The organism is Myxococcus sp. AB025B (assembly GCF_006518215.1).
Classification (GTDB): Bacteria; Myxococcota; Myxococcia; order Myxococcales; family Myxococcaceae; genus Myxococcus; species Myxococcus fulvus.
The window spans coordinates 21,307-36,155 of sequence record NZ_SRLW01000076.1; the positions used below are offsets into that span (position 1 = coordinate 21,307).

The following is a 14,849-nucleotide window of genomic DNA, read 5'->3' on the forward strand; positions in this document are numbered from 1 at the left end:
GGCTCAGTCGTCGTCATCGTCATCGCCGTCGCCCGCGCCATCCCAGACGCTCCCGGCGGCCGCGGGCGTGGGGATGTCGAAGGTGCACTTCAGCTCATCTCCACTCGCATAGCGATAGACGAAGTGGCCCTCGGCGTGATCATCCGCCAGCACCTCCACCGTCAACGTGCCGCTCGCGGGGACCCCCGAGCGCTCCGGGTAGCCCGTGCCGCTGCCCCCCGAGTCCGAGCGCGTGGGGCGCCAGCGCTTCACCCCGGAGCCCTCCTCGGGGGCCAGGGCAGCGCCGGTGTTGACGAGCTGCGCGGTGCGAGGGGCGTCGCCCCTGTCGAACGCCGCGCCATCCACGAGCTCGATGTCCACGCCGAAGTCGGAGAGCGTCGCCTGCCCGTCGGGCAGGTAGCTGATGAACAACAACGGGTCGATGACCCCGAAGCGGTCTCGCGTCAGGCGCGAGTACTCGCCGTCGATGGGCCAGTCCACCTGTTCTCCCTGGAGGGTTCCTCGACATTCCCCCCGGGCCTCCCGAGGATCTCCACAGGCCGTGGTAAGCAGGAGCGTGACGACACCCGGAACCGCCGCGCGACGAAGCCATGCGTTCATGCGGCCATCCTACGGGCCTTCATCGCTTTTCCCGAGTGGGTCGCAACCGCCACCCTCGCGTGCCGCGGTGCGTCCCGACGCGCGCTCATGCGGACGACAGCGGCAGGTCCTCGAGCCCCAGGGGAGGGTGTCCCGTGACACGCTCGACGTCGGAGGTGACGGCGGACATCTCGCCGGAGGCGATTGCCGTATAGGTGCTGACCCACGCGTCGACCTGCCACTGGGGCGCGCCGTAGTGGGCGCGCGAGCGGTAGGCCTCGTCGATGCTCTCGGCGTAGTAGCGGATGGGCTTGCCGAGCCTGCGCGTGAGCACCTGGGCGATGTCGTCGAAGCCCAGCGCCGCGGGGCCCGTCAGCGTGAGCGTCTGTCCCCGATGCGGCTCCGGATGGAGCAGCACGGCGGTGGCGACGTCGGCGATGTCCGACTGGGCGACGGCGGCGACGCGCCCGTTGCCCGCGGGTCCCCGGATGATGCCGTCCTCACCGGCCAGCATCGGCAGGAAGTCCAGGTAGAGGCTGTCGCGCAGGACCACCGACGCGAAGCGCTGCTCGCGAAGCTTCTGCTCGGTGGCCCAGTGGTCCCTGGCGAAGGTGAACGTCGCGTGGGGGGCCGCGCCCTGGAACGACGTGTAGACGAGCGTCTGGACGCCCACCGAGGCTGCGGTCTCGATGAAGGCGAAGTGCTCATCGAGCCGCGTGGGGGCCTCCTTCGCGGACACGAAGAGCACCGTCTTGATGCCCTCCAGCGCCCGGGAGAGCGCGGCCCGGTCCTGATACGTCGCGACGCGCACCTCGGCGCCGGGCAGGTGGGGGGCGCGCTTCTCGTCGCGGACGATGAGCCGCTGGGGGACGCCCTTCTCGGCGAGCTGTCGCGCGACGCGCCCGCCCAGCCTGCCCGTGCAACCGGTGACGGCAATCGATGGCTCCGCCATGGACTCTCCTTCGGGGTCTCAGTTCGACTGCGACATCCGGATGACGGGCTTGAGCGTGTCGCCCTTCTCGGAGTCCTTGGCCGCCTCGTTGATCTGCGTCAGCGGGTAGAACTTCACCAGCTTGTCGAACGGGAACCTGCCCTGCGAGTAGAGGTCGATGAGCTGGGGGATGAAGACGTCCGGCACGCTGTCGCCCTCGACGATGCCCCGGATGCTCTTGCCGGGCACCATCAGGTCATTCACGTCGAAGCTCGCGGTGGTGCCCATGGGGGGCGCGCCCACGACGCCGCACGTGCCCAGGATGTCGAGCGCGTCCACGGCCTGCCGCAGCACCTTGGGGTGGCCGGTGGACTCGAGCGTGAAGTCCACGCCCTTGCCGCCGGTGACGCGGCGGATGAACTCCACCGCGTCCTCGTCCTGGCCGTTCACCGCGTGCGTGGCGCCCAGCTCCAGCGCGAGCTTGAGCCGGTGGGGCTTGGTGTCCACGGCGATGAGGGTGGTGGCGCCCGCGAGCCTCGCGGCCATGATGGCGGAGAGGCCCACCGCGCCGGAGCCGAACGCCGCGAACGAACTCCCCGCGGTGACCTTCATCGAGTTGAGCACCGCGCCCGCGCCGGTGGAGATGCCGCAGCCGAGCGGTCCGAGCAGCTCCAGCGGCACGTCCTTGCGCACCTTGACGATGTTTCGCTCGGTGGCGATGGCCAGCGTGCCGAAGGAGGACTGACCGAAGAAGTGGTCGTGCAGCGGCTTGCCCTCCTTCTGCGTGGCGGTGGAGCCGTCGATGCGCCCGCCGCCCATGTTGCGCGCGAAGAACTCGCGGCAGTAGGCCGGGTGCCCGGACTGGCACAGGTCGCACTTGCCGCAGAAGGTGAAGGCCATGACGACGTGGTCGCCCGGCACCACCTTGGTCACCCGGCTGCCCACGCGCTCGACGATGCCCGCGCCCTCGTGTCCGAGCACCGCGGGCAGGGGCACCGGATAGTACTGGTCCCGGACGATCATGTCCGTGTGACACATGCCGGTGGCGACCATCCGGACGAGCACCTCGTCGGCCTGGGGCGCGTCGATGGTGACGTCCTCGAGTTGGAAGGGACCGCCCTTCTTCCAGACGACCGCGGCCCTGGCCTGGGTTTGCTCGCTCATGGACTTCGTCCTCCGTCGCTTTCGGTACCCGCCAACGGTACGGATGGCCCGGAGGGCGGGGGAACCTGCCCTGTGCCTCGAAGGGAGCGCGGGCAGGCCCGCCCGCCGGGACGGACGAGCCTCCAGGCATGCGCCGGGTGCCTCCTTCTCCCAGACGCGGAGGCGCGCACCTGGGCAGCGCGGTTCGTTTCCTCGAACCCTGTCGCTCGCCCTGCACGCGTGCGGGCCCGCCGCCGTGCCTGCGGGGGTTGTGACGCACGGCCCGGGCGCCCAGCGTGACGCGCAGAGGAGGACGTGTGTCCATGGCCCGACAAGGCGAGCGGCGAATCCGGTATGCGGTGGTGGGAGCGGGCAACCTGGCCCAGGTGGCCATCCTCCCGGCGTTCCAGAACGCGAAGGACAACTCGGAGCTGGTGGCCATCTTCTCCTCGGACCGGGAGAAGCGCGCGGCCTTGAAGAAGCAGTACGGCGTGGAGTGCGCCGGCTACGAGGACTTCGAGCAGGTGTGCCGCGACGCGCGCGTGGACGCCGCCTACATCGTCCTGCCCAACACGATGCACCGCGAGTTCACCGAGCGCGCCGCGCGGGTGGGCGTGCACGTGCTGTGCGAGAAGCCGATGGCGACGACGGTGGAGGACTGCGAGGCGATGATTCGCGTCGCGGACGAGAACGACGTCCGGCTGATGATTGCCTACCGGCTCCACTTCGAGGAGGCGAACCTGCGCGCCATCGAGCTGGTGCGCGCGGGCACGCTGGGCGAGCCGTCGCTCTTCTCCGCGGTGATGACGCAGCAGGCGCGGCCGGGGGACATCCGCACGCGCCAGGAGGTGGGCGGCGGGGCGCTGCTCGACGAGGGGCCCTATCCCATCAACGCCGCGCGCTACCTCTTCGGCGCCGAGCCCACGGAAGTCGTCTGCTTCACGCAGGAGGACCCGGACGCGCGCTTCGAGGGCGTGGACGGCACGGCGCTCGCGCTGCTGCGCTTCTCCGGCGGGCGGCTGGCGCAGTTCGCCATCAGCCACGCCGCGTCGGAGGTCTCCAGCTACCGCGTGGTCGGCTCCAAGGGGGATCTGCGCGTGGAGCCGGGCTTCGGCTACGGCACCGAGCGCAAGCACTTCCTCACCGTGGACGGGAAGACAAAGGAGCGGAGCTTCGCGGACCAGGACCAGTTCGCGCCGGAGCTGCTCTACTTCTCGCGGTGCATCCTGGAGGGGCGCGAGCCGGAGCCGTCGGGCTGGGAGGGGCTGGCGGACGTGCGGGTGGTCGTCGCGCTCCAGGAGTCGGCGCGCACGGGGCGCGCGGTGAAGCTGCCGCCCTTCGAGCGCCGCGAGCGGCCGTCCATCGACCAGCTCATCACCCGTCCGGCCTTCGAACCGCCCGAGCCGGTGAACGCGCCGTCACCCACGCTGGAGTGACACGTCCAGCTCCGCGACCCGTTGGGGGGCCAGCCCGAGCAGCGCCTTCCCGAGGCGCGCGGCGGCGTCCCCCGCCTCCCTCCGCCAGGCGATGCGCCACGGCCGCTCCAGGGGCCCGGTGTCCAGCCGCCGCAGGACCAGGTCGCCGCGCGCGAGATGGGGCGCGACGATCCACTCCGACAGCACCGCGACACCGAGCCCCGCCCGCGCCAGGTCCAGCAGGGCCTCCGTGAGCGGGATGCGCTCGACGCGCAGGCGTGGGCGCTCCCGGCCGAAGATTTGATTCACGAACCAGACGTCCTGCGCCCTGGGGGTGTGGGACGTCAGCAGGGTGTGGGCCTTGAGGTCCTCGGCGGTGAAGGTCTTGCGCGCCGCCAGGGGGTGGGACGGGGCGACCACGAAGACCAGCTCGTCGTGGAAGAGCGGGCGCACCTCGAAGGTGGAGGAGCGGCGCAGCGGGGAGTTGGTGAGCAGCGCCACGTCGATGTCGCCCGCCTCGAGCGCGGGGAGCGGGGACAGCGTGTGCTCCACCGCCAGGTCCACCGTGAGCCGGGGGATGGAGCGGCGCAGCTCCAGCAGCAGGGATGGCAGCCAGTGGTAGGCCGTGTAGCACTCGCACACCAGCCGCAGGCGGACGGGCGGCGTGGCGGGGGTGCGCACCTCGCGCTCCAGCTCTCCCAGCTCGACGAGCAGCTTGCCGGCCCCGGTGACGAGCCGGCGCCCCGCGTCCGTGAGCACGAGCCCGCGCGGCGTGCGGTCGAACAGGGTGGCCCCCAGCTTGTCCTCCGCGGAGAGCAGGGCGCGGCTGACGGCGGGCTGGGTGAGGTGGAGCAGGGACGCGGCCTGCGCCGTCGTGCCGGCCGAGGCCAGCGCCATCACCACCCGCAGGTCCTTGATGTCCAGGCGGGTGCTCGGAGGCGGAGCGATGTCATCCATGCATCGAGCCTATGCCAAGGATGCGTTGGACGCATAGGGTGGGGAGGGGCAGAGTCGCGGGCGTTCCCGAGGGGCCTCCAGCCCCGCCTCGTGGAGGTATGCCCATGCAACTGTATTTCCTGCCCATGTCCTGCTCGCTCGCGACCCGGATCTCCCTCTACGAGGCCGGCGCGGACGTCCGCTTCATCCCGGTGGACCGCAAGACGAAGCAGACCGCGGAGGGACAGGACTATCGCGAGGTCCATCCGCTGGCGCTCGTCCCGGCGCTGCGCAAGGAGGACGGGGCGCTGCTCTTCGAGAGCGCCGCCATCCTCCAGTACATCGCCCACCGCTGGCCGGACGCGAAGCTGGCCCCGGTGGACCCCCAGGGCCGCGAGCAGCTCCAGCGGTGGCTGTCCTTCATCGCCACGGAGCTGCACAAGACGGTCTTCGCGCCCGTGTTCGACCTGAACTCACCGAACGCCGTGAAGGAGTATGCGCTGGCGAAGGCGCCCGCGAGGCTCGACGTCGTGGAGCATCACCTGACGGGGCGCGAGTTCCTCCTCGACGCCTTCAGCGTGGCGGATGCCTATCTCTTCGTCGTCCTCAACTGGTGTGGCGCCACGCCGCTGGACCTGAAGAAGTGGCCCGCGCTGAGCGCCTACGTGGCGAGGCTGCGCGAGCGCCCGAACTTCGCCAGGGCGGTGAAGGAGGAGTGGGCCCTCTATTCGGAGCGCAAGGCCGCGCAAACGTAGCCGCGGGGGGCAATCCGGTCCCCGCCGCCGGGACGACAGGCTTTGACAAGGGCGGGGCCTGGGATTAGGGATGGGCGCAACGCGCATCTGGGGGGCCGGGACGCGCGAGTGAGAGCCCATGACTTCACGTCCCGTGTCCCTGTGCGTCGTGCTGCTGCTGGTCTCGTGGCTCGGCGCCTGTTCCTCCGGCGGACAGCCGCCCACCCCCAATCCCTCCCGTGCCCCCGGGGTGGCCCGGCTCCAGCTCGACACGGTGGTGGTGGAGCCCGGCGCGCCGACGCCCATGCGCTGCACCGCGTCCGACCCGGATGGCGACGCCGTGACGTATGTCTTCGACTGGGGCGGGACGACGAGCCTGGTCACCTCTCCGGAGGTCCCGAGCGGCACGCCGTCCGGCGTGGTCGCGACCTTCGAGCGGGAAGGGACGTTCCAGGTCCGCTGCCGCGCGGTGGACTCCCATGGCACCGCGGGCGAGTGGTCTCCCGCGGTGACGCTGACCGTCCGGGACGCCTCGCCGGCGGGCACCTGGGCGCTGCAGGTTCGCGTCGTGGGGAAGGGGCGCGTGACGAGCACGCCGGTGGGGGTCGACTGTTCGGAGGCGTGTGACGCGCGCTTCGCCACCGGGACGCACATGACGGTGGAGGCCGAGCCCGAGGAGGGGTGGCGGCTGCTGGGGATGACGCCTTGCCAGGGCAAGGCACGAAGCTGCGAGCTCGTCATCGACGGCGACCGCTTCGTGACCGCGCTCTTCGCGCCGGAGACCGACGCGGCGCTGGCCTGGCAGCGCTCGGGCGCGCGGCTGCCCGGGGCGCCGCAGTGGAGCCCCGACGGGACGCGGCTCACCGCGTTGGAGGGGACCTCGAGCGGCGGGCCGCTGCGCATCTGGGACGCGCGGAGCGGCGCGGTGACGCGGATGATCTTCGCGCCGGACGACGCGCGCTTCGTCGGGCTCGCGTGGAAGCCGGAGGGCAACACGCTGGCCGCGGGGCTGTCGACGGGCCGCGTGGTCCTGCTGGACGCGGTGACGGGCGCCACGCTGCGCACCTGGGCCGTCCAGAGCGGGGCCGTGGAGGCGCTCGCGTGGAGCCCGGATGGCGCGCGCCTGGCCACGGCGACGAACGCGAGCAAGGAGGTCCATGTCTGGGACGCCGCCACCGGTGAGCGCGAGGGCGCGCCCCTGACGGCGGTGGACCGCGTGCGTGCGCTGACGTGGAGCCCGGACGGCTCGCGGCTCGCGATGGAGGCGGGCCGGTGGGGCGGCGCCTTCTCGCAGTGGGTGGAGCTCCACGGCGTGGGGACGCGGACGCTCGAGGAGCTCTTGGAGATCCCCGGCGGCTTCGCGTGGAGTCCGGACGGGACGCGCTTCGCGGTGGGCTTCGAGGGCGAGGTGCGGGTCTACCTCACCGCGGGCTACCGCCTGGAGTCCACATACAAGGGCGACTGGAGCCGGGCGACGCTGGTGGAGTGGAGCGCGAACGGGCGCTGGCTCGCGGTGGGAGACCCGATGCGCAAGCTGTTCGTGCTGGACGCGGCCGCGGGCACCGTGCTCGTGGATGCCAGCCAGACGCCGCCGACGGGCACCGCCACGGGCTACGACGCACTGAGCTTCCATCCCACCGAGCCTCGCTTCGCGGTGGTGGATGACCTGCCCACGTCGGTCCTCGATGTCTTCACCCTGGAGCTGGACAAGGCGACGGTGGTCCGAAGCGAGCTGCTCGCGCACGACCTGTCGGTGGAGACCGTGGCGTGGAGTCCGACGGGCGAGATGCTCGCGTCCAGCGGAGGCGAGGGAAAGGTCCAGCTGTGGGGGCCCGGCGGTGAGTGGTTGCGGACGCTCACCCGCCCCGGCGCGAAGCGGGTGCGGGCGCTCGCCTGGAGCGCGGATGGAACGCGACTGGCGTCGGGAGGCGATGACGGCCTCGTGCATCTCTGGAACGCGGCGGACGGGACGCTCGCGCAGCTCCCCATCACCCAGTCACCGGCGACGCTGGCCATCGACCACGTCGGCCTGAGCCCGGATGGAACCCTGCTGGCCACGGCGGCGAGCTCGCCGGGTCTGCCCACCGAGCGGGGTGTCATCCGCGTCTTCCGTGTCGGCACGGGCGCGGAGGTGTTCCGCTTCCCGGAGGGCGAGCGACGGGTCCTGTCGCTGCAGTGGACGCCCCAGGGCCAGCTGGTCGCCGCCTTCGTGGACGTGGGCTGGTCCATCTGGGACCCCGCCACCCGCGAGGTGGCGACCGTCCGGGCGCATGGCGCGGAGCTGTTCCGCGCCGCGGCGCTGAGCCCGGATGGGACGCGGCTCGTGCTGGGCAACAGCGTCGGCTTGTTCGTGCGCGAGGTCGCCACGGGCAGCCTCGTCATGTCGGCCTCCACACCCGTCTGGCCGCTGTCGCTCGCGTGGAGTCCGGACGGGCGCCGCTTCGTGGGAGGGACCCTGGCTGGACAGGTCCTGGTCTGGGACACGGCCCGGTTCGAGAGCCCCGCGGACGTCATCGGCTTCCACGAGGAGGGCGTCGCCGCCGTGTCGTGGCGCTCCGCGGAGGACCTCATCGCCACGGGTGGTGGCGACGTGGCCGTGCGGGTGTGGCGCTTCGCGCCGTGAGCCTCACCGGGGCCTGAGCGCGGCGTCCGGGAGCTCGAGCCGCGAGCTCCCGTCATGCGTCGTCACGCGGAGGACCTCCCGGGGGTCGAACGCCTCGGCCAGCGACTCCGACGCCGTGCACAGCAGCACCTGGGCATGGCGCGAGGTCTCTCGCACGCGCTGGACGGTGTCCCAGATGGCGGCGGGCGGCGGGGCCGCGTCGGGGGCCTGGATGAGCACCAGCGTCCCCACGTCCTGGGGCGTCCGGCCCTCCACTCGCACGCCCCGCAGGAAGCACCGCATCTCCCACAGCACGCTCTCCAGGACGTTGCCCACGTACCAGCGCTCCAGGTCGTCGGTGCTCGTGCCCGCGGGGGGATCTCTCGACGGCTCCTGGGGGGCCAGCTCCGCCAGTGAGGACTCCTCGCGAGGCGCGTCCAGGTCCGGGTCCACCAGCAGCGCGGCCAACCCGACGAGCAGGTCCGCCAGCTCCCAGCACACCCGCCACGAGTCCGTGCCCGTCCGGCGCAGCTCGATGCCGTAGTCGTCCGTCCGCAGGCCCAGCTGCAACCGGATGGACTCCCCCCCGGGCGCGGCCGGTGAGCCGCCTGCCTCCCTCAGGTGCCGCTGGAGCTGTCCTTCGGCCAGGGCCCGCAGCAGCTCGAACAGGTGGACGAAGTCGCGCGTCGCCGTCCCCTCGGTGTCCACCAGGACACAGATGGCGCCTGGGCGCAGCTCGACCTCCCGCAGGGAGCGGAAGCCCGAGACTCGGAGGCGGGTGAGGTCCGTCGGCATGCCCGCAGCCTATTCCAGCCGTCCGGATGCGGGAGATCCCTGAGGCGGACCGGGACCGCGAGCATCGAAAGTGCGGCACTCCGGGTCGAGGTCCGCGCTCAACGTACGAAAGCCGACGTCGTGCGCGAGGCGGAGGTGCGGGCCGTCGTCGGAGCCATGTTACGGGAGCCTCCCGCGTGTGGTTCCCCGCTGCCGGACGCGCGCTCCCATGACAGGTGTTCTCCCGTGCTGTGTGCGCGGACCTCGGGTCCGTCGGATGGTATCCCAGGAGGGACAGTCCTCCTCGCGTGGAGGGCGTGAGTCATGACTCCGCCTCCCCCGGACGGCTCGCGCTCGAGGGCCACGCGCTTCGGCCCGCTGCTGCCCACCGGCACCCTGGCGGGCTTCATCGTCGCGGCGCTCGCCATCTGTCGTACCGCTCGCTCGAGTCCCACGCGGACGCGGCGGCGCTGGTGCGCCACACGATGGAAGTGGTCGAGCGGATGAAGACGCTCCTGTCCGCGCTGAAGGACGCGGAGACGGGCCAGCGCGGCTTCCTGCTCACGGGGGACCGCACGTACCTGGAGCCCTACACCAGCGCCAGCCGCGCCGCCGGGGCGCGCCACCCCTGGCTCGGGTGGTGCTCCTTTTCTCCTCGCAGCAGGGCAATGGGGGCCCGCCCATCGAGGATGCGACGCTGGTCATCGAGGGCGAGACGCTCCGCGCGGTGGGGCCATCGGCCGAGGTGCCGGTACCGGCCGGCGCCCAGGTGCTCGACGTGAAGGGTAGGAGCGTGTTCCCGGGGCTCGTCGCGGACCACTCGCACCTGTGGGTGGGGCTCTCCTTGTCCTTGTTGCCATGGAGCGCGACACGCGGCCCTCCGTCCCCGGGGGACGTGGCCCCGCGCGTTCGTCCTCCGCGCGGAGCCGTGGCGGGTCCGCAGGCTCACTCCGTCCCGCTGAGTGCGGGACGGACCCCTGAGCCTCAGGCCGCGCCGCCCTCGGCGTACAGGCGCTTGTGGTCGCGAATCTCCGTGAGGCGGAACGCGCCCGGGGGCGGAGCCTTCGTCTCGGGCGCATCCGAGCCCAGCTTCATCAGCCGCTCGTACTCCTCGATGGGCACGCGCTCGCGCCGGGCCAGGACGGTGTCCAGGTCCGCGCGCGCCATGCGCTCGGCGGCCTTCTCCCCGACGACGCCGGAGAAGAACTCCGCCATGCAGCCGCTGCCGTAGGACAAGAGTCCAATCCGCTGGTTCGCGAGCTTCGCGCCCTCGCCGTGCAGCAGCCCCGCGAGCGCCAGGTACAGCGACGCCGTATATACATTGCCGATGCGCGCGTTGAGCCCCAGCGACGAGGCCACCTGCGCGTCATAGCTGGCGGCCGACTTCGCCAGCTCCTCGCGAGCCTCCGGCGTCCCGGCCTTCGAGTCCTTCGCGTCCTCCAAATCACACAGCCGCAGCTGCGTATGCGCCTTGCGCGCCATCTTGCAGAAGGGCACGTGGTACGCGATGCGCGCCAGTTGCTCACCCGGCAGCGAGCCGGACCAGCGCACCAGCCCCGCCGCCACCGCCTTCTCGCGCCAGCCCCGGTACGCGCCGGACAGCGCCTCCAGATAGCAGCTGATGGAGTAGTGCCCGTCCACCACGGCCTCCCGCCGGCCGATGGGCCGCCAGAAGTCATACACATCCATGGTGCACGTGCCGTTGAGCCCCACGTCCAGGGCCAGCAGGTCCGGCTGCTCGGACACCAGCAGCGCCACCGCGCCGCCTCCCTGCGTCGGCTCGCCCGCCGTGTTCAAGCCGTACCGGGCGATGTCCGCGCACACCACGATGGCGACCTTGCCCGCCCCCGCGCCGGAGGCGAGCCACTCCGTCGCGGCCATCAGCCCCGCGGTGCCGCCGTAACAGGCGTGCTGCGTGTCATACGTGCGCATCGTCCGCGGCAGCTTCAGCAGCCCCTGGACGTGGGACGCGACAGGCTTGGAGTGGTCGATGCCCGTCTCCGTGCCCACCACGAGCATTCCCACGCGCGACGGGTCCACGCCCTGCTGCCGGATGAGCCTCGCCGCCGCCGTGGCGGCCAGCGCCACCGTGTCCTCACCCGGGTCCGTGACGGCCATCTCCCGAGCGCCGAGCCCCGAGGTGAACTTCGCCGGGTCCACGTTCCGGGCGCGCGCCAGGTCCTCGATGTCCACGTACCGGGAGGGCACCGCGACCGCCAGGGCCTCGATTCCAACTTTTCTCTGCATGGGGTTCCTCATTTCCAACTCGAGCGTCGATGTCTGGGTTTGCAGGATTTTTCTGCTCACGCCTCTGGCGGCACCAAGACCAACCGGCCCGCCACCTCGCGGTTCTCCAGTCGGAAATGCGCCCGCGCTGCTTCCTCCAGCGGAACCGTGTCCGTGACGAATTGGCGCACACCGCCCGTCGCCGTCAGCCGGAGTGCTTCATCGAGCTCGGCCTGATTCGTGGCATACGCACCGATGATCTCCAGCTCCTTGACGATAATGAGCCCGGGATTCACTTGCACGAGCCCCGACTCCAGATTGCCCACGACGACGAGCCGGCCGCCGGGAGCCATGGCCTTGAGCGTCTGGTCGAACGTGGCGCTGCCGACGATTTCCACCGCGAGGTCGACACCTTGCCCCTGCGTCCGCTTGCGCACCTCCGCCGCGAAATCCAGGCCCCGAGACAGGATGACTTCATCCGCGCCGGCGGCCCGCAAGGGCTGCACCTTGGCTTCGCCAGACGTCACGGCAATGACTCGCGCTCCGTCCAGCTTGGCCAATTGCACCGCGGACATCCCCACGCCGCCGCTGGCCCCGGTGATGAGCACTGTTTCGCCCGCCCGGATGCGACCGCGCGTGCGCAGGGTGTGCACCGCCGTGCCCGTGGTGCAGCACACCGTGGCGGCCTCCGTCCAGGGGAGCGACGACGGCACACGGCCCAGCCCCGCGACGGGCGCCACCATGAACTGTGAATACCCGCCCGGCAGCTCCTCGCCGAAGAAGCGGTTGTCCGTCTTGCACAGACTGTTGCGCCCGCTGCGACACAGCGCGCAGGTGCCACAAGACATCCGCTGGAGCGTCGCCGCCCGGTCGCCTGTCTTCCATCCCGGTGTCTCAGGCCCCACCGCGACGACTTCACCCGCGGCCTCGTGGCCGAGAATCGCTGGCACGTGGGTGCGAGGCAGGTTGCCGCGACGGTTGATGACATCGTGATAACAAACCCCGCAAGCGTGAACCCGCAGCAAGACCTCACCCTTGCCCGGTGCGGGCACGGGGACGTCCTCCAGCTTCAAGTTGCCGGCTTCACCAAAACTGCGCAGAACAATGGCCTTCATCTCGTACCTCCGCGAGACACAAAAGTCGAAACAGGGATGTCTGGATTCAGCGACCGACGAGCTGGTCTCGCAGGCCGCGAGGGTCCAGCGCGCGGATGGCGGCGACGGTGCGCGCGTCCGGCAGCGGGGTGATGGAGAGCGAGTCGTCCACCGTGAAGTCGAAGCCCGTGCGCTCGGCGATGTCCTCGGTCGAGGCCCACGGGTGGCGCGCCGTCAGCCGCGCGCCGGAGGCGCCCAGCTCGAAGACGCCCAGGTCGGAGATGAGCCGCACGTCGCGGCGCGGGTCCCGGGTGGTGGCCACCTGCACCTCGGGCACCAGGTTGCGGCGCGACTGTCGCGGCACCAGCAACACGGGGCGGTGGACCCACTGGCGCAGCGTCGCGGCGCCGGCCACGCCGGGGAACTTGGTGCGCGGGCGCTCCAGGCTGCCGCTCGCCGTCATGTTGGTGCTGCCGGTGGCATCGACCTCGGCGGCGCCGAAGAAGACGGTGTCCACCCGGCCCCGGCGCGCGTGGTCGAACAGGTCGGGGATGGTGATCTCCGCCGAGCGCCCCTCCAGGTAGCCCAGGTCCTCGGAGGAGGGGAGCAGCGAGGGGATGTCCGGGTCCAGCGAGCCCACGCAGGCCAGGTACGTCAGGCCCGGCGCGTGCGTGGCGCGGGCCACGGCGATGGCGAGGATGGCCAGCGGCGAGGCCACGCCCGTGGCCACCACGGCGCCGTCGTCAATCTGCCGCGCGAGCAGGGAGACCACGGTCTCCGCGGGGGTGATGTCCAGGGCCGCGCTCATGCCGCCCTCCGCGTCTTCAGCGAGGCGAGGAACTCCGCCTCCTGGCCCGTCTCGGCGAGCGACAGGTAGCGCGCGAGCATCGCGTCGTCGTGGGGATACAGCCCCGCGCAGCCGGTGGGCAGCGCGCCGCCGGGCGCCAGGACGATGCGGTCCACCTGGAAGCCGGGGATGGTGGCGCGAGGCAGCTTCGTCACGCGCTCCTCCACGGTGGCGATCACCCGGCGCGCGGCGCCCGCCACGAGCAGGTCCGTGGTGGGGTCTTCCATGTACAGGTTGCCGCGCTCGTCCGCGGCGCGCGCGTGAATCAGCGCCACGTCCGGGAAGTACGCGGGCTCCACCGGGACGCTCTCACCGGTGAACGGGTCCACCACGGTGCGCGGCGGCTCCGCCTGCGCGAGCCCCGACACATCCGCGTCCGGCGCGGGGATGAAGGGCAGGCCCATGGAGGCGGCGCGCAGGCGCTGGACGACGCGGTAGCCGTCATGCTCGCGCCACGACAGGGTGCCCTGTTCGATTCCCCGCTTGATGCAGGGCATGGGGCGCACGCGGCCCTCCAGGCTCAGCGCGCCGAAGGCGATGTCCAGGTGGGCCAGACAGCCGCCCGCGACGAGCAGCTCCGCGGGCAGCGGGTTGGGCAGCGAGATGAGGCGCAGGCCCCGGCGCTCCTGGGCGATGAGCTCCATCACCAGCGCCATGGGCGCGCGGCCGAGCATGAAGCCGCCCGTGGCCAGCGACGCGCCGTCGGGGATGGACGCGACGGCGTCTTCCAGCGAGCACCAGCGCGCGGTCTTCACGTCCCCTCCGTTCCGGAGCGAGGCACCATGCGCAGCGAGGACACCCCGGGCTGGCCATCCACCGCGGCGGCGACGATGGGCGGGAAGAGCAGCTCCACCATGCCGTCGGCGATCTGCTCATCCGAGAGGCGGCCGTCGGGCTTGAACCACTTGTAGACCCACAGCACCATGCCCAGGAACGAGAACGCGCCGATGGTCGGGTCCACGGGACGGATGCGCCCCTGCTGCGCGGCCTGCGAGAAGGCCTCCTCCAGGAAGTCGACGTAGCGCTTCTTGCGGCTGTCGATGAACGCGCGCGCCTCACCGGTGAGCGTGGCGTGCTCGTGGAGGATGATGATGACCTCCTTGCTCCACCCGCGCGTCACCAGCAGGATGTTGTGGCGCATGCACGCGCGCAGCCGCTCCACCGGGTCCGCGATGTCCTGCACGCGCGAGAGGACCTGCTCCTCGAACAGGTCCATCCCGTAGTTCATGATGGCGAAGAGCAGCTGCTCCTTGTTCTGGATGTGGTGGTAGAGCCCCGCCTTCGTCATCCGGCACGCGGCGGCGATCTCCTGCATCGAGGTGCCTTCGTAGCCGCGCTCGCAGATGAGCCTCGCCGCCGTCTCCAGGATGGCCTTGTAGCGCTCGCCTTCATCCGGCTTCCGTCCGCTATGCGTCACGTGTGCCTCGTCACGGGGGACTGTAAAGATTTCAGAGCCACGACCTACCGACCGGTAGGTAGCACCGGTCGACGCGCGGTGTCAACGCGCTCGTGCGCCGGGGTTCGTGGGCCCCGCATAGGAGTTTCAGGGGGTTGGGGGAGTGCTGGGG

At 71.5% G+C, this 14,849-nt stretch carries 15 protein-coding genes and 1 pseudogene; 5 read left to right on the forward strand and 11 right to left on the reverse strand.

What is annotated here, in order from left to right; genetic code table 11:
• Positions 1–3: 3 nt before the first annotated feature.
• The 3 genes from FL311_RS15140 to FL311_RS15150 form a co-directional block, all read right to left on the reverse strand.
• On the reverse strand, positions 4–480 hold the full coding sequence (locus FL311_RS15140; protein ID WP_228556886.1) for a hypothetical protein: 477 nt from the start codon (positions 478–480) through the stop codon (positions 4–6).
• 205 nt (positions 481–685) lie between these two features.
• Positions 686–1,531 carry an SDR family oxidoreductase gene (locus tag FL311_RS15145; protein ID WP_141325855.1) on the reverse strand — a complete coding sequence of 282 codons (846 nt, stop codon included), beginning with the start codon at positions 1,529–1,531 and terminating at the stop codon, positions 686–688.
• Positions 1,532–1,549: 18 nt separating this feature from the next.
• Positions 1,550–2,674 carry an NAD(P)-dependent alcohol dehydrogenase gene (locus FL311_RS15150; RefSeq protein WP_141325856.1) on the reverse strand — a complete coding sequence of 375 codons (1,125 nt, stop codon included), beginning with the start codon at positions 2,672–2,674 and terminating at the stop codon, positions 1,550–1,552.
• A gap of 302 nt (positions 2,675–2,976) precedes the next feature.
• On the opposite strand from FL311_RS15150, the gene FL311_RS15155 reads away from it, so the two are divergent.
• Positions 2,977–4,089 carry a Gfo/Idh/MocA family protein gene (locus tag FL311_RS15155; protein WP_141325857.1) on the forward strand — a complete coding sequence of 371 codons (1,113 nt, stop codon included), beginning with the start codon at positions 2,977–2,979 and terminating at the stop codon, positions 4,087–4,089.
• On the opposite strand, the gene FL311_RS15160 is transcribed toward FL311_RS15155, so the two are convergent.
• Complete coding sequence (locus tag FL311_RS15160) at positions 4,072–5,025, reverse strand: LysR family transcriptional regulator (RefSeq protein ID WP_141325858.1); 954 nt, start codon at positions 5,023–5,025, stop codon at positions 4,072–4,074. The two genes, FL311_RS15155 and FL311_RS15160, sit on opposite strands and share 18 nt — an antisense overlap.
• A 104-nt stretch (positions 5,026–5,129) precedes the next feature.
• Between FL311_RS15160 and FL311_RS15165 the strand changes: the two genes are divergently transcribed.
• Positions 5,130–5,759, forward strand: a complete 630-nt coding sequence (locus FL311_RS15165) for a glutathione binding-like protein (protein WP_141325859.1) — start codon at positions 5,130–5,132, stop codon at positions 5,757–5,759.
• Positions 5,760–5,877: 118 nt separating this feature from the next.
• Positions 5,878–8,361 carry a WD40 repeat domain-containing protein gene (locus FL311_RS15170; RefSeq protein WP_141325860.1) on the forward strand — a complete coding sequence of 828 codons (2,484 nt, stop codon included), beginning with the start codon at positions 5,878–5,880 and terminating at the stop codon, positions 8,359–8,361.
• A 3-nt stretch (positions 8,362–8,364) separates the two neighbouring features.
• On the opposite strand, the gene FL311_RS15175 is transcribed toward FL311_RS15170, so the two are convergent.
• Entirely contained in the window at positions 8,365–9,135 is a 771-nt protein-coding gene (locus FL311_RS15175; RefSeq protein ID WP_141325861.1) for a hypothetical protein, read from the reverse strand.
• A gap of 303 nt (positions 9,136–9,438) precedes the next feature.
• Between FL311_RS15175 and FL311_RS45080 the strand changes: the two genes are divergently transcribed.
• Together FL311_RS45080 and FL311_RS45945 are read left to right on the forward strand one after the other, a co-directional pair.
• Positions 9,439–9,621, forward strand: a complete 183-nt coding sequence (locus tag FL311_RS45080) for a hypothetical protein (protein ID WP_228556887.1) — start codon at positions 9,439–9,441, stop codon at positions 9,619–9,621.
• Positions 9,618–9,665 (forward strand): annotated as a pseudogene (locus FL311_RS45945) (hypothetical protein); the annotation flags it as partial. The gene FL311_RS45080 and the pseudogene FL311_RS45945, both read left to right, overlap by 4 nt.
• 38 nt (positions 9,666–9,703) lie before the next feature.
• Here the strand turns inward: FL311_RS45945 and FL311_RS45090 are convergent.
• From FL311_RS45090 to FL311_RS15205, 6 genes are all read right to left on the reverse strand, one after another.
• Positions 9,704–9,940 carry a hypothetical protein gene (locus FL311_RS45090; RefSeq protein WP_228556888.1) on the reverse strand — a complete coding sequence of 79 codons (237 nt, stop codon included), beginning with the start codon at positions 9,938–9,940 and terminating at the stop codon, positions 9,704–9,706.
• Positions 9,941–10,098: 158 nt separating this feature from the next.
• Positions 10,099–11,361, reverse strand: a complete 1,263-nt coding sequence (locus FL311_RS15185) for a hydroxymethylglutaryl-CoA synthase family protein (RefSeq protein ID WP_141325862.1) — start codon at positions 11,359–11,361, stop codon at positions 10,099–10,101.
• A gap of 56 nt (positions 11,362–11,417) precedes the next feature.
• Positions 11,418–12,455 (reverse strand): alcohol dehydrogenase catalytic domain-containing protein, encoded by a 1,038-nt coding sequence (locus FL311_RS15190; RefSeq protein WP_141325863.1) that lies wholly within the window; start codon positions 12,453–12,455, stop codon positions 11,418–11,420.
• A gap of 46 nt (positions 12,456–12,501) precedes the next feature.
• Positions 12,502–13,242: a CoA-transferase subunit beta gene (locus FL311_RS15195; protein ID WP_141325864.1), complete on the reverse strand. Its 741-nt coding sequence runs from the start codon at positions 13,240–13,242 to the stop codon at positions 12,502–12,504.
• Complete coding sequence (locus FL311_RS15200) at positions 13,239–14,036, reverse strand: CoA transferase subunit A (RefSeq protein WP_141325865.1); 798 nt, start codon at positions 14,034–14,036, stop codon at positions 13,239–13,241. The genes FL311_RS15195 and FL311_RS15200 overlap by 4 nt, the downstream gene beginning before the upstream one ends.
• Positions 14,033–14,698: a TetR/AcrR family transcriptional regulator gene (locus FL311_RS15205; protein ID WP_141325866.1), complete on the reverse strand. Its 666-nt coding sequence runs from the start codon at positions 14,696–14,698 to the stop codon at positions 14,033–14,035. Before FL311_RS15205 ends, FL311_RS15200 begins: the two co-directional genes overlap by 4 nt.
• Positions 14,699–14,849: the final 151 nt, after the last annotated feature.

Excerpts from the sequence above, each read along its gene's own strand:
- FL311_RS15145 (WP_141325855.1), bottom strand. The coding sequence starts at position 1,531 with ATGGCGGAGCCATCGATTGCCGTCACCGGTTGCACGGGCAGGCTGGGC.
- FL311_RS15150 (WP_141325856.1), bottom strand. The coding sequence starts at position 2,674 with ATGAGCGAGCAAACCCAGGCCAGGGCCGCGGTCGTCTGGAAGAAGGGC.
- FL311_RS15155 (WP_141325857.1), top strand. The coding sequence starts at position 2,977 with ATGGCCCGACAAGGCGAGCGGCGAATCCGGTATGCGGTGGTGGGAGCG.
- FL311_RS15160 (WP_141325858.1), bottom strand. The coding sequence starts at position 5,025 with ATGGATGACATCGCTCCGCCTCCGAGCACCCGCCTGGACATCAAGGAC.
- FL311_RS15165 (WP_141325859.1), top strand. The coding sequence starts at position 5,130 with ATGCAACTGTATTTCCTGCCCATGTCCTGCTCGCTCGCGACCCGGATC.
- FL311_RS15170 (WP_141325860.1), top strand. The coding sequence starts at position 5,878 with ATGACTTCACGTCCCGTGTCCCTGTGCGTCGTGCTGCTGCTGGTCTCG.
- FL311_RS15175 (WP_141325861.1), bottom strand. The coding sequence starts at position 9,135 with ATGCCGACGGACCTCACCCGCCTCCGAGTCTCGGGCTTCCGCTCCCTG.
- FL311_RS45080 (WP_228556887.1), top strand. The coding sequence starts at position 9,439 with ATGACTCCGCCTCCCCCGGACGGCTCGCGCTCGAGGGCCACGCGCTTC.
- FL311_RS15185 (WP_141325862.1), bottom strand. The coding sequence starts at position 11,361 with ATGCAGAGAAAAGTTGGAATCGAGGCCCTGGCGGTCGCGGTGCCCTCC.
- FL311_RS15190 (WP_141325863.1), bottom strand. The coding sequence starts at position 12,455 with ATGAAGGCCATTGTTCTGCGCAGTTTTGGTGAAGCCGGCAACTTGAAG.
- FL311_RS15195 (WP_141325864.1), bottom strand. The coding sequence starts at position 13,242 with ATGAGCGCGGCCCTGGACATCACCCCCGCGGAGACCGTGGTCTCCCTG.